At 33.3% G+C, this 14,186-nt stretch carries 13 protein-coding genes; 10 read left to right on the top strand and 3 right to left on the bottom strand.

What is annotated here, in order from left to right; all coding sequences use genetic code 11:
- Nucleotides 1-157 precede the first annotated feature (157 nt).
- The 4 genes from FF52_RS14235 to FF52_RS14220 all read left to right on the top strand — a co-directional run bounded on the left by FF52_RS14235 (nt 158) and on the right by FF52_RS14220 (nt 3,019).
- Nucleotides 158-502, top strand: coding sequence for a 2TM domain-containing protein (locus tag FF52_RS14235; protein WP_008466553.1), 345 nt, complete (start codon nt 158-160; stop codon nt 500-502).
- Nucleotides 503-513: 11 nt separating this feature from the next.
- Nucleotides 514-996 (top strand): dihydrofolate reductase, encoded by a 483-nt coding sequence (locus FF52_RS14230; protein WP_008466551.1) that lies wholly within the window; start codon nt 514-516, stop codon nt 994-996.
- Nucleotides 997-1,575: 579 nt separating this feature from the next.
- On the top strand, nt 1,576-2,307 hold the full coding sequence (ubiE, locus tag FF52_RS14225) for a bifunctional demethylmenaquinone methyltransferase/2-methoxy-6-polyprenyl-1,4-benzoquinol methylase UbiE (RefSeq protein ID WP_008466549.1): 732 nt from the start codon (nt 1,576-1,578) through the stop codon (nt 2,305-2,307).
- Nucleotide 2,308: 1 nt separating this feature from the next.
- Nucleotides 2,309-3,019: a porin family protein gene (locus FF52_RS14220; protein ID WP_008466547.1), complete on the top strand. Its 711-nt coding sequence runs from the start codon at nt 2,309-2,311 to the stop codon at nt 3,017-3,019.
- Between the two features lie 9 nt (nt 3,020-3,028).
- On the opposite strand, the gene FF52_RS14215 is transcribed toward FF52_RS14220, so the two are convergent.
- Nucleotides 3,029-3,757, bottom strand: a complete 729-nt coding sequence (locus FF52_RS14215; protein ID WP_008466544.1) for an RNA methyltransferase — start codon at nt 3,755-3,757, stop codon at nt 3,029-3,031.
- Nucleotides 3,758-3,794: 37 nt separating this feature from the next.
- Between FF52_RS14215 and FF52_RS14210 the strand changes: the two genes are divergently transcribed.
- The 4 genes from FF52_RS14210 to FF52_RS14195 all read left to right on the top strand — a co-directional run bounded on the left by FF52_RS14210 (nt 3,795) and on the right by FF52_RS14195 (nt 9,058).
- Complete coding sequence (locus tag FF52_RS14210; RefSeq protein ID WP_008466542.1) at nt 3,795-6,368, top strand: BamA/TamA family outer membrane protein; 2,574 nt, start codon at nt 3,795-3,797, stop codon at nt 6,366-6,368.
- A gap of 61 nt (nt 6,369-6,429) precedes the next feature.
- Complete coding sequence (gene fbaA / locus FF52_RS14205; protein WP_008466540.1) at nt 6,430-7,497, top strand: class II fructose-bisphosphate aldolase; 1,068 nt, start codon at nt 6,430-6,432, stop codon at nt 7,495-7,497.
- A gap of 111 nt (nt 7,498-7,608) precedes the next feature.
- The gene (gene accD / locus FF52_RS14200; RefSeq protein WP_008466538.1) at nt 7,609-8,466 is read left to right on the top strand and encodes an acetyl-CoA carboxylase, carboxyltransferase subunit beta; all 858 of its coding nucleotides are present in this window, start codon (nt 7,609-7,611) and stop codon (nt 8,464-8,466) included.
- A gap of 82 nt (nt 8,467-8,548) precedes the next feature.
- Nucleotides 8,549-9,058 carry a hypothetical protein gene (locus tag FF52_RS14195; RefSeq protein ID WP_008466536.1) on the top strand — a complete coding sequence of 170 codons (510 nt, stop codon included), beginning with the start codon at nt 8,549-8,551 and terminating at the stop codon, nt 9,056-9,058.
- 108 nt (nt 9,059-9,166) lie between these two features.
- Here the strand turns inward: FF52_RS14195 and FF52_RS14190 are convergent, their stop codons facing one another.
- Both FF52_RS14190 and FF52_RS14185 read right to left on the bottom strand, forming a co-directional pair.
- Nucleotides 9,167-10,054: a cupin-like domain-containing protein gene (locus FF52_RS14190; RefSeq protein WP_008466534.1), complete on the bottom strand. Its 888-nt coding sequence runs from the start codon at nt 10,052-10,054 to the stop codon at nt 9,167-9,169.
- 90 nt (nt 10,055-10,144) lie between these two features.
- Nucleotides 10,145-11,392, bottom strand: coding sequence for an ABC transporter permease (locus tag FF52_RS14185; RefSeq protein ID WP_008466532.1), 1,248 nt, complete (start codon nt 11,390-11,392; stop codon nt 10,145-10,147).
- Nucleotides 11,393-11,557: 165 nt separating this feature from the next.
- On the opposite strand from FF52_RS14185, the gene purH reads away from it, so the two are divergent.
- Complete coding sequence (purH, locus tag FF52_RS14180) at nt 11,558-13,084, top strand: bifunctional phosphoribosylaminoimidazolecarboxamide formyltransferase/IMP cyclohydrolase (protein ID WP_008466530.1); 1,527 nt, start codon at nt 11,558-11,560, stop codon at nt 13,082-13,084.
- A gap of 56 nt (nt 13,085-13,140) precedes the next feature.
- Nucleotides 13,141-14,169: a rod shape-determining protein gene (locus tag FF52_RS14175; protein ID WP_008466528.1), complete on the top strand. Its 1,029-nt coding sequence runs from the start codon at nt 13,141-13,143 to the stop codon at nt 14,167-14,169.
- Nucleotides 14,170-14,186: the final 17 nt, after the last annotated feature.

Here is a 14,186-nt window from a genome sequence, read left to right as displayed (position 1 = left end):
AATGCCAAAAACAGCATATTTTTTTCGCTTTATTGGTAATTTAAAGCAGTTAAAATTTTGTTTTTCAAATTATTGAGTCATTAAAAAGCAAATATTCTATACCCAAAATATTGTCTTTCGAAAATAAATTTTAACTTTATAATCTCATTTTTATCTTATGGAAAAAGAAGTGCACGAACAATACGAATATGCTAGACGCCGATTAAGACAAAAAAAGGTCTTATATTTTCATTTTGTACTTTTCCTGCTTGGAAGCTTATTTTTATTTATTGCCAATAGATTTTTTGGATTTGGACAAGGTGCAACCCAAAATTGGTGCATCTGGGGTATTACCATCTGGCTTTTCCTTTTTATTCTTCATTTTATAAAAGTGTATATAACTGACCGTTTTATGAATAAAAAATGGGAAAGAGAACAAATCGACCGATTAGTTGCTTTACAGCAAAAAAGAATCAGTCAACTTGAATCTTCTATCAACGAAGAGAATGAAAATAAAATTTAGTTAAGCATACCATGATTATAATGATAGCGGCTGCGGCCGAAAATAATGCGCTTGGAAAAAACAATGAATTAGTATGGCATTTGCCAAATGATTTTAAAAGATTTAAATCGCTTACTACTGGTCATCATATCATTATGGGAAGAAAAACCTTTGAAAGTTTTCCCAAACCGTTACCAGACCGCGTTCATATTGTAATTTCTCGTCAAGAAAATTATAAGCCAGAAGGGTGCATTGTAGTTGATAGCATTGAAAAAGCGATCGCCCTGTGTCCTGAAAACGATGACAGTTATGTTATAGGCGGTGGTGAAATTTACAATCTTGCTCTTCCATTTACTGATATTATTGAATTGACCAAAGTTCATCATTCTTTTGATGCAGATGCTTTTTTTCCTAAAATCAATAAAAGCGAATGGGTTTTGGTAGAATCTGAAGAAAATTATAAAGATGAAAAACACCTTTATAATTATACTTACGAAACTTACATTAGAAAATAAATAAAAAACATCCTCTTTTTAGGGAGGATGTTTTTAAATAATTGATTTTTGAAGCTTGACTCGCTCAAGAAAAAATTTTTGTTTAAAAAAATCACAAATGTCGAGAAACATTTGTAAAACTGAATAACATTTAATGTTATTTGAGACCTAAGTCTCAAACGCCTCTAATAACAAATACCACTAAGATATTAAAGGCAGAAAATTAAAATTTCCAAAAACAAATTTAATCCTAAGAACGTACTTTGCGCTTAAATATAGTATTTCCCCCCAAGAACAATACTTACAAAACTCTTTCATGAACAAATGAATTACCAGCACAAAAAAAGTAATCATCTGTTTAAGTCATAGCGACAGTATCAATCATTAAAACTTTAATCATTTTTACTTGAACAAAGTTGCTCATAATAGCGCTATTAGACAATACCAAGATTTAGGGATTTTGGCAAAATACCAAGATTTAGGGATGGCAAAAAACCTCTATAATCAGTTTTAAAATAAATCTTCCAAAACATTTATTTTACAATTAAAAAACTCAATTACAGTTAAACTAGATTGTTTATATTTGCCTAAATAAAAAAAATGTCTGAAAAAATAACTCCGTATAAAGACTCTTCTTTAGGTAAAAAAGAGCAAGTAACCCAAATGTTTGATACCATTTCTGGGAATTACGACAATTTGAATCGTGTAATTTCTTTTGGAATCGATGTTAAATGGCGTAAAAAAGTATTAAAAATAGTATCAGACAAAAAACCAAAAGTTATTCTTGATATCGCAACTGGAACTGGCGACTTGGCCATTTTGCTTGCGCAAACTAATGCTGAAAAAATTATTGGACTAGATATTTCTGCCGGAATGCTAGAAGTAGGAAAAAAGAAAGTGGAAGAAAAGAAACTTTCAAATGTCATTGAACTAGTTTTAGGCGATTCTGAAAACATGCCGTTTGAAGACAATTATTTCGATGCGATCACAGTTGGTTTTGGCGTAAGAAATTTTGAAAACCTAGAAAAAGGTTTTGCAGAAATCTTAAGAGTTTTAAAACCAAATGGTGTATTTGTTATATTAGAAACTTCTGTCCCAGATAAATTCCCTTATAAACAAGGCTACAATTTCTACAGCAAAAACATACTTCCATTAATCGGAAAATTGTTTTCTAAAGATAATGACGCTTATGGCTATTTGTCTGAATCGGCTGCTGCTTTTCCTTATGGAGAGGCCTTAAACAATATTTTAAGAAAAACTGGGTTTATAGATGTTGTGGCAATGCCTCAAACTTTTGGTGTCGCAACAATTTATTCTGCATCTAAAAAATAGTATGAAAAAAGTTGTAATCTTATTTTTATTGGTCTTAACGACAAAAGGACATTCGCAATTTGCTAAAAATATGTTTAGCAAAGATCCTATTATTAATCTTGAAAACTGGCAAAAGCAGCGTATCTACTTTGGCTATTATTTAGGCTTTAATAGTTTTGACTTTAAATTTGATTACAAAACTCCTGTGCAGGAAGATATTCAAGTTAAAAAAACAACTGGTTTTAACGTAGGGGTTGTGGCTGATTTAAGGCTTCAGGAATATATTAATCTGCGTTTTGAACCAGGTTTGTATTATACGAAACGTGATCTTTATTTCCCAGGCATAAGCAACAAAGAAAGTGATTATTTAAGAGAAGTAAACAGCACTTATATTCACTTTCCTTTATTATTGAAATTTTCTGCTAAACGTACAGGAAACATACGTCCTTATTTAGTTGGCGGAATGTCTACAACTTTAAATTTATCGAGTAACTCCAAATCTAAAGACGACAACTTCGAGCAAAAATTTAGAGTAAAACAATGGACAGCCGCTTATGAATTAGGTTTAGGAATTGATATTTTTACAGAATACTTTATTTTCTCTCCTTCTGTTAGAGGAATGTTCGGCATAACGGATGAGCTTATTAGAGATAATACTCCAGACAGTCCATGGACAGGAAACATTGATTCGATGAAATCTAGAGCACTTTTAATAAATTTCACTTTTCATTAAAACAAAATCTCAACTATTTCGTTTAAATTCACTAAGAATAATTGCTGTTGCAGTAGCTACATTTAGACTTTCCGTTTTTTGTAGCTCTCCAAATCTAGGAATTGTGAGACGGCTGGTTATGATTTTTTCAATCTCTTCTGAAATTCCGTTGGCTTCATTACCCATAATAATGATTCCGTCCTGAGGAAGTTTTGATTGATAAATATTTTCTCCATCCATAAAAGTTCCAAAAACAGGCAGTTTTGTTTGAGCAAGAAAAAGTTTTAAATCAACATAACTTACATTCACTCTGGTAATAGATCCCATTGTAGCTTGTACCACTTTCGGATTATATATATCCACTGTTTCTTTAGAACAGATAATCTGCTTAATGCCAAACCAATCGCATAGACGTAAAATAGTGCCTAGATTTCCTGGGTCTCTAATGTCGTCTAAAGCTAAAATCAAGCCTGAATCGATTATTTCTTTTTCGGCTGGAATTTTAAAAACTGCCAAACAAGAATTTGGAGTCGACAAAGCACTTATTTTTTTCAGTTCTTGTTCATTAATAAGAGTGCGTTTTGATGCATGAACCGTTTGAAAATCATTCAACGTGGTGTATAAATGTTCTAATTCAAAATTGGATTGCAGCAATTCTTGAATTACTTTTACTCCTTCAGCAAAAAATAATTGATTAGCAAAACGCTGCTTTTTTTGATGCAAGCCTGATATTAGTTTTATTTGGTTTTTACTAACCATAAAATAATGTACTTTTGAATTAAATATTAAAAAACACTTGAAAAATAATTCCACAAAAATAATAGCATTTCTTCTAATTGCAATATTAATTTGCGCTTGTAATGCCGTAAAAAGAGTTCCCGATGGAAAAAACCTTCTTGTAAAAAATAATATTCTAGTTAACGGAAAATCGACAAACGATGAGATAGCTTCAAATCAGATGTACCAAAAACCAAATGGTAAATTATTAGGCTATAAACTTCGATTAAATTTATACAATTTAGCCAATTTAAATCCAGATTCTACTTATCAGGCAAAATTTAAAAACAATCCTGGAAAATATGAGCGTATGTCTAAGATATTTTCTGCAAAACAAGTGGACCGTCTCGGGCAATCTTTCTATTATAAAGGAATTCATGAATTTCTAAAAAGCACTGGTGAACCGCCAGTAATAATTGATACTTCTAAAACTAAAAAATCATTGCTTCGTTTAAAATACTATTATTTCAATAATGGTTTTTTTAATGTTCAAACCGATTATACTATTGATACGGTTGGAAAAAAGAGAGCTGCCATTAATTATAACATTACCACAGGACCGGCTTACAAGTTAGATACTATTAGAACCAAAATAATGACTCCTGCATTAGATTCATTATACAGAACTAATAACGAGCCCTCTTTATTAAAATCTGGAAATCAATACAAAACCACAGATTTTGAAGAAGAAAAAAACCGCATCACAACCTATTTTAGAAATCACGGCGCTTACTACTTTCAGCCAACCTATGTAACTTTTGATATTGATACCATTGGCAAAAAAGCAAAAGCTGATGTGACTTTAATCATAAACAATAATACCATTCAAGAAAGAGATTCTAGCCGTACAGAGCCTTTTAAATTGTATAAAATTAGCGATGTAAACATTTACACTGATTATTCTGCTGCAAATGCCAAGAAAAAACCAACAGATAGTGTAACGTACAACAACTTTAATTTATATAGCTACAAGACTTTAAAATATAAACCGCGTGCGATTACCGATGCGATTTTCATTACAAAAGGAAGTACTTTTGCCGATTTTAGAACGACTCTTTCGTCTCGATATTTGAATAATTTAAGGATTTTCAACTATCCGTCAATACAATATGAAGTGGACAAAAGAGATTCTACAGCTCAATCTCTTATTGCCAATGTTTATTTGACTCCGAGAAAAAAATACAGTTTTGGAGCCACTCTTGACTTAACGCATTCTAACATTCAGGATTTTGGAATTGGAGCCAGTGTTTCGGAAACGATTCGAAATGTATTTAACCGCGCTGAGACCCTTGAAATTTCTGCCCGTTTAAATGTGGGATCATCTAGAGATATGGCCAATCCGAACAATAATTTCTTTAATGTTTCTGAATATGGTCTGGATATGAAATTGAACTTTCCGAGAATTCTACTCCCTTTTGGAACTGAAAAAATTATCCCTAAAAGCATGATTCCCTACACCTCTATTACTTCTGGTTTTTCTAAGCAGCGAAATATTGGTTTGGACAAAGAAAACTTTACGGGAGGTATCTCGTACAACTGGACACCAAAACGTCATAATACAGCAAAATTCGAATTGTTGAATGCACAGTTTGTCCGTAATTTAAATCCAGACAATTACTTTAATGTATACACTTCTTCTTATGATGATTTAAATTATATCGGGAAAGATTACAATACCAATGTCAACAACTGGGGAGATACACCTGAGGAACAAGCTCGAAAAGATCTTACTATACCCCAAGGAACCACTGGTTTTACAAATGATGTATTGACTGGAAAAACAGCCTTGACTCCAGGCAATTCGCAATATCAAGAAGTTGAAAGCATTGAGGAAAGAAGAGTTCGTTTGACCGAAAATGATTTTATTCTGGCAACCAGTTTTTCTTTTACCAAAACAACCAAAAAAGATCTGGCCGACAATAATTTCTATCAGTTTAGAACTAAAATCGAATCGGCAGGAACTTTATTATCAGCTATTTCAGAGATTGGAAATTTACCTAAGAATTCTAAAGGAAACTACGAGATTTTTAATCTAGAATATTCAGAATATATAAAAACCGAATTTGACTATATCAAACACTGGGATTTTGGAAAAGAGAAAGTTTTGGCAGTTAGAAGTTTCTTTGGAATTGCAATTCCGTTTGGAAATTCAAACTACATTCCGTTTTCGCGAAGTTATTATGGCGGAGGTTCCAATGACAACAGAGCTTGGCAACCTTATGCTTTAGGACCTGGAAGCACCAATGCCGTAAACGACTTTAACGAGGCTAATATGAAATTTGCCGCTAGCGCAGAATTTCGTTTCAAAATTTTCGGAGATGTGAAAGGAGCTCTCTTTGCAGACGCCGGAAATATCTGGAATGTGCTCGATAATGTGATAGATCCAAAAGCAAGATTTGACAACTTAAACGATTTAGAAGAAATTGCTTTAGGAACAGGATTTGGTTTGAGATACGATTTGAGCTTTTTTGTGATACGTTTAGATTTAGGCTTTAAGACTTATAATCCGGCACATGAGAAGGGAGACCGTTGGTTTAAAGAATACAATTTTGGGCACTCGGTTTTAAATTTTGGTATAAATTATCCGTTCTAATGCTAATTAATTCTTATTTTTGCAACCTAAAAACTAAAAACAACTATAAAAAAAAATTAAAATGGCACACAACATTAAACCAGGAGTAGCTACAGGAGATCAAGTACAAGAGATCTTTAATTATGCGAAAGAGAAGGGTTTTGCTCTTCCAGCAGTAAACGTTACTGGATCAAGCACAATTAATGGAGTTCTTGAAACTGCAGCGAAACTTAACGCGCCAGTTATCATTCAATTTTCTAACGGTGGAGCGCAATTCAACGCTGGAAAAGGATTATCAAATGCAGGTGAAAAAGCAGCAATCGCGGGAGGAATCGCAGGAGCAAAACATATTCATACTTTGGCAGAAGCTTACGGTGCAACTGTAATCTTACACACTGACCACTGTGCAAAAAAACTTTTACCTTGGATTGATGGTTTATTAGATGCTTCTGAAAAACATTTCGCAGAAACAGGGAAACCATTATTCAGTTCTCATATGATCGATTTGTCTGAGGAGCCAATCGAAGAGAACATCGAAATCTGCAAAGAATATTTAGCTAGAATGAGCAAAATGGGAATGACATTGGAAATCGAACTTGGTATTACAGGTGGTGAAGAAGATGGCGTTGACAACTCAGACGTAGATAGCTCAAAATTATACACTCAACCAGAAGAAGTAGCTTACGCTTACGAAGAATTATCTAAAGTAAGCCCTAAATTTACAATTGCTGCTGCTTTCGGAAACGTTCACGGTGTTTACAAACCAGGAAACGTAAAATTAACTCCAAAAATCTTAAAAAATTCTCAAGATTTCGTACAAAGCAAATTCAACACTGGACACAACCCAGTTGATTTCGTTTTCCACGGAGGTTCAGGCTCTACACTTGAAGAAATTAGAGAAGCTATCGGTTACGGAGTTATCAAAATGAACATTGATACAGATTTACAATTTGCATACACTGAAGGAATCCGTGATTATATGGTAAACAATATTGAGTACTTAAAAACTCAAATTGGTAACCCAGAAGGTCCAGATGCTCCAAACAAAAAATACTACGATCCAAGAAAATGGGTTCGTGAAAGCGAAGTGACATTCAACGCGAGACTTGAACAAGCTTTTGCTGATTTAAATAACGTAAACACACTTTAAATTTTAGATTTTTGAATTTAGATTTCAGATTTCTAATGAAGCCTGAAATTTAAATTTTGAATTCAGATTGAAAAATCTAAAATTTAAAATCTACATTCTAAAATTAAAAAAATGGCTTGGTTTAAAAGACAAGAAAAAGGGATTACGACCGCTACTGAAGATAAGATGGACGTTCCGAAAGGATTGTGGTACAAATCTCCTACTGGAAAAATTATTGATGCTGACGAATTGGCGAGAAATTTGTTCGTTAGCCCTGAAGATGATTTTCACGTTCGAATTGGAAGCGCAACCTATTTTGAAATTTTATTCGACAACAACGAATTTGTTGAGTTAGATAAAAACATGACTTCTAAAGATCCTCTGCACTTTGTAGACACAAAGAAATATGCAGACCGATTGAAAGATGTAATGGAAAAAACTCATCTTAAAGACGCTGTACGTACGGGAGTAGGAAAATCTAAAGGAAGAGAACTTGTAATCTGCTGTATGGATTTTGCATTCATCGGTGGATCTATGGGAGCTGTTGTAGGTGAAAAAATCGCAAGAGGTATTGATCACGCTATTAAAAACAAACTTCCGTTTGTAATGATTTCTAAATCTGGTGGAGCTCGTATGATGGAAGCTGCTTATTCTTTAATGCAATTAGCAAAAACTTCTGTAAAACTAGCTCAATTAGCTGAAGCTAAATTGCCTTACATCTCTCTTTGTACAGACCCAACAACAGGAGGAACAACTGCATCTTACGCTATGTTAGGAGACATCAATATCTCTGAACCAGGCGCTTTGATTGGTTTTGCTGGTCCGCGTGTTGTTCGCGACACTACAGGAAAAGATTTACCAGAAGGTTTCCAAACTGCTGAGTTCTTATTAGAGCACGGTTTCTTAGACTTTATCACGCCAAGAAAAGAATTGAAAGATAAGATCAACTTATATATCGATTTGATTCAAAATAATGATATTAGAAAATAGTTTTAAAACTATTTAAAATAGAAAATCCCAAGAAATAATTTCTTGGGATTTTTTTATATCTTTATTTTAAATCTTATTCTTTATGGCTAGAATTCTTATTGGTTTTATGATTTGTTTTCTCTTTTTGAATTGTAGTAAAAAAGAAAATCAAGAAAAAGATATCCCTTATATTATTTCACAAAATAATAAAGAAAAAGTTCAAGGTAAAGATACAATTCCCCCTCCTCCACCTATTCCTGGTTACTTATATTATGGGACCAACACTTTCATCATTGATAAAAATTCAAATGTCTATTATTCTCAAAGAAATGAAATAGGACATATTTGCGGAAATTGGGAAAGAAACGATACAATTCCATACTTTATTAATTTGCAACCAAATGATTTAATAGAAATACCTGCTAATAATATATCCGATTTAATAAAAGCAAATTACAAAGACAATTTCAGAAATATAACTTTTATAGCTTCAAAATTAGACACATTAAACTCAAAAATTTATTTCGATTTAGTTAATGCGCTTAAATCATCACTAAAAGAAGATGATTTATATTTTATACGGAGAACAACCAAGAAGAAGACACTGTTTTAAAATATAAGGAAACAAACGGATATTATAATTCTGAACAAATTAAATGGGATAAAAACAGAATTACATTTCCTTTTATAAAACCAAAACTGGAAGAGATAAAAGATTAAATCAACTTGCTTTTCTTAAGTCCTTTTTTAGTTCTTTTTCCGCAATTTTATAAGCTAGTTTTTCGCGCCAAGCAGCATAACGCTCCCTAAAAATCACTTTTATACCGCTGTCTACTGCTCCATGCATAAACAAGCTCCAAACGCTGGCTATTTTTCTAGAAACAGATTGATCCCATGCGCGAAGTGTAAGCGAAAAAGAACCGTCTATGTAACGCATCCAATGCCACATTCCAGTTGGCATGAATAAAGTATCTCCGTGCTCCAGAAAAACTTCATATCCCTCTACTCCTTTTAGAGCTGGAAATTTTTCAAAATCAGGATTAGCCACGTCATAATCTTCTAGAGCGTAAGTCGTATTTGGAAGACAGTACAATCTTTTTTTCCATTTATTATCAAATAATATTATATGTTTTCTTCCGCCAAAATGAGTGTGAAAAAGATGTGGCAAATCGATATCATAATGCAGAAAAGTAATCGCCTTTGAACCTCCAAAAAACATAGCAGGCATACTTTCAATAAAACCTCCCATTAATTCTTTTGGGACTTTTACATCATTAACCAATTCTGGTCTATGCTTGAAAAGATTGAAGAAAAAGATACGCAATTGTGTAGGCTCTCTTTTTATGAGATCCAAGTAATCGCCAAATTTCATAGTGGCAATAGAAGCATTAATTACTTTTGAAGGATCTGCTTTAGAATTATCGACTAATTTTACCTCAATATCACCAGCAATCTCCTTAAAATATTCTGTCGACCATTTCTCCTTTGCAGGCCAATCATTTGTGAGTCCTTTTATAATCAAGGGCTTTTTTTTATCCAAATAATTCTTCTTGAAATCTTCTCTAGAAATAGACTCAACAGTATCGACAGATCTAAGATTAAAGCTCATTGTGTTAAGGATTTAGTTCTTGGTTCTATCAAAAATATCTAATTATTTCGAGCCATCAAAATTTACAGTAAAATAACACAAAAGCAACATTTACATTCCAGTTCGAATAGCTTCAACAGGATCTAAATTTGCTGCCGAAACCGCTGGAAGGATACCAGAAATTAGTCCAATAAAGGCTGCCAAACTTGTTCCTAAAATAATATTTCCAAGACTTAAAACAAATTCAAAATCTAGCATTTTTGTCAAAACAAGTGCAATTCCCCAAACCATCAGAAGCCCAATGATTCCACCAATAACTGACAGAATGATAGCTTCAAACAAAAATTGGAATAAGATAAATTTATTTTTTGCTCCTAATGATTTTTGAATTCCGATAAGATTTGTTCTTTCTTTAACTGAAACAAACATAATATTGGCAATTCCGAAACCTCCAACCAGAAGAGAAAATCCGCTGATGATCCAGCCGACAAAATTCATCTGACCTAAAATTCCATCAATAAAATCGGTAAATCCAGAAAGGACATTAATAAAGAAATTATCCATTTCTCCCGCTTTCATTCCGCGAATTGCTCGTAGTTTTTGCGCAATTTCTGCTTTATAAGCGTCCATATCGACACCTTTAACTGGTTTCAACACAATAACTGGAGTCATAGAATCGCTATCTCCATACATTCTTCTTAAAAAATTAGCAGGAAGATAAACCGAAGTATCATTGCTGTCTCCAAAAAAACCGGCTCCTTGTTTTGCAATTACACCAATTACGGTGAAACGCTGCCCATATAGACGAATATTTTTCCCGATCGGATCGCTTGATCCAAAAAGTCCATCAGCGATGTCATATCCAAGAACAATAACAGGAGTTCCAGAATTAGATTCAGATTCATTATAAAATCTTCCTTTATCAAAACTCAATCCATCAATATCAACCATTTCGCTTGACGACGGAATAATATTTACATCGCTGACTGTTTTAGAATCGTATTTTAAAGTTTCCCTGTTTACAAAAAGCTGGTATCCGACTTGATCAGTATTATTCATTGAGTTTTTTAGGCCAATGTACTCGTCATATTTTACATTTGGAAACTGCTCTCTCTTCCATTGCGGAATTTCAGATGGCCCAAAGCAATATTTCATTAAATAAATTGTATTTTTATCTAAGCTGCTCAAATCTTTAGAGATTTTTTTATCTAAAGAGTCAACGGCAGCCAAAACAGCGATAATCGAAAAAATACCAATCGTAACACCTAAAAGCGACAACAGAGTGCGTAATTTATTATTTCGCAAAGCATTGATGGCAAAGCTCAGACTTTCTTTTAATAATCTTAGATAAACGATCATATTTTTGTATTTTTCAATAAAGTAAAATTCAATAATTTAAATTCAAAAACCTAATAAAAGTTAACTTACTCATCAGTAGATTTTTTTAGCATTTTGTTACACTAATTTTTTTTAATATAATATATAAAAAAACTACTTTTGCAGTCTCAAAATCATAACTACACAATGAGCACAACTAAAAAAATACAATCGGCATTAATTTCTGTTTTTTCTAAAGATGGATTAGAACCAATTGTTAGAAAATTACACGAGCAAAATGTAACACTTTATTCAACTGGAGGAACTGAAGATTTCATCAAAAACCTTGGCATTCCAGTAGTTCCTGTTGAAGATATTACTTCTTTCCCAGAAATTCTTGGCGGAAGAGTAAAAACTTTACACCCAAAAATTTTTGGTGGTATCTTGAATCGTCAAGACAACGAAAGCGACGTGCAGCAAATGAAGGAATTTGATATTCCTCAAATCGATTTAGTAATTGTTGATTTGTATCCTTTTGAAAAAACTGTTGCTTCTGGAGCTAGCGAACAAGATATTATTGAAAAAATTGATATCGGCGGTATTTCATTAATTCGCGCTGGTGCAAAAAATTTCAAAGACACTGTAATTGTTGCTTCTGTTAATGAGTACAGCTTACTTTTGGATTTGATTACTGAGCAAGACGGAGCAACAACTCTAGAAAACAGAAGATTGTTTGCTACTAAAGCATTTCATGTTTCATCTCACTACGATGGAGCTATTTTTAATTATTTCAATACAGACGAGACTATTTACAAAGAAAGCATTGCAAATGGTCAAGTTTTAAGATATGGTGAAAATCCTCACCAAAAAGGATTCTTCTTCGGAGATTTTGACGCAATGTTCAAAAAACTTCACGGAAAAGAATTGTCATACAACAACTTACTAGATGTTGATGCCGCGGTAAATTTAATTGCCGAATTTAAGAATGACGGACCTACGTTCGCCATTTTAAAACACAACAATGCTTGCGGATTGGCTTCAAGAAAAACGATTAGCGAAGCTTATTTAGCAGCTTTAGCTTGTGATCCTACTTCAGCTTTTGGAGGAGTGTTAATTTCTAATACAAAAATTGATTTGGAAACTGCACAGGAAATCAACAAATTATTCTGCGAAGTTGTAATTGCTCCAGCTTATGATGATGAGGCTGTTACAGTTTTACAAGAGAAGAAAAACAGAATTATATTAGTACAAAACGACGTTGAATTGCCAGCTCGTCAAGTAAGAACTTGTCTTAACGGATTGTTAATTCAGGACAGAAATAATATTACGGATAATAAAGAGCATTTAAAAACCGTTACCATTACAGAACCTACTGCTCAAGAAATCGAAGATTTAATCTTTGCTTCTAAAATCTGCAAGAATACAAAATCAAACACAATTGTATTTGCTAAAAACGGAACATTGATTTCATCAGGTACGGGTCAGACTTCAAGAGTTGACGCTTTAATTCAAGCAGTTGACAAAGCAAAAGCTTTTGGATTTGATCTAAATGGAGCTTCGATGGCAAGTGATGCATTTTTCCCATTTCCGGATTGTGTAGAATTAGCTAAAAAAGCAGGAATAACTGCTGTAATTCAGCCAGGAGGTTCGATAAAAGACGAATTAAGTATAAATTATTGCAATGAAAATAATCTTGCAATGGTATTTACAGGAACTCGTCATTTTAAACATTAATTTGTTTAACTTTGTTCGATAAATAATTTATAACATTTTAAACCCCTAAAAAACTTATGGGATTTTTTGATTTCATGACCGAGGATATTGCGATAGACCTTGGAACCGCAAACACTTTAATCATTCATAATGATAAAGTTGTCATTGATAGTCCATCTATCGTTGCACGTGATAGAGTATCAGGCAAAATCATTGCTGTTGGTAAAGAAGCCAACATGATGCAAGGTAAAACACATGAAAACATCAAAACTATAAGGCCTTTGAAAGATGGTGTAATCGCTGATTTTGATGCTTCGGAAAAAATGATCAATATGTTCATTAAAAGCATTCCTGCATTGAAAAAAAGAATGTTTACTCCAGCTTTACGTATGGTTGTATGTATTCCTTCTGGTATTACTGAAGTGGAGATGAGAGCGGTGAAGGAATCTTGTGAGAGAGTAAACGGAAAAGAAGTTTATTTGATTCATGAACCAATGGCGGCGGCAATTGGTATTGGTATTGACATTATGCAACCAAAAGGAAACATGATTGTCGATATCGGAGGTGGTACAACAGAAATTGCTGTAATCGCTTTGGGCGGAATTGTATGTGACAAATCTGTAAAAATCGCAGGTGACGTTTTCACAAACGATATAGTGTATTACATGCGTACACAGCACAACTTATTTGTTGGAGAAAGTACTGCCGAAAAAATTAAAATTCAAATTGGTGCGGCAATCGAAGATTTAGATGGTCCGCCAGAAGACATGTCAGTTCAAGGTAGAGATTTGCTTACTGGTAAACCAAAACAAGTAGATGTTTCTTACCGTGAAATTGCAAAAGCATTAGACAAATCTATTCAGCGTATTGAAGATGCGGTAATGGAAACATTATCTCAGACTCCTCCTGAGTTAGCGGCAGATATCTACAATACGGGTATCTATTTAGCTGGCGGAGGATCTATGTTAAGAGGTCTTGACAAACGTATCTCTCAAAAAACAGATTTGCCAGTTTATATTGCTGAAGATCCTTTGAGAGCTGTTGTTCGCGGTACAGGAATGGCTCTTAAAAACATTGCAAAATTCAAAAGCATCTTAATCAAATAAGATTCAAAATAACAATC

The organism is Flavobacterium sp. F52 (assembly GCF_000278705.1).
Lineage (GTDB): Bacteria > Bacteroidota > Bacteroidia > Flavobacteriales > Flavobacteriaceae > Flavobacterium > Flavobacterium anhuiense.
Note: the sequence above shows the minus strand (reverse complement) of the source record. Positions and strands in the feature narration are given on the sequence as shown.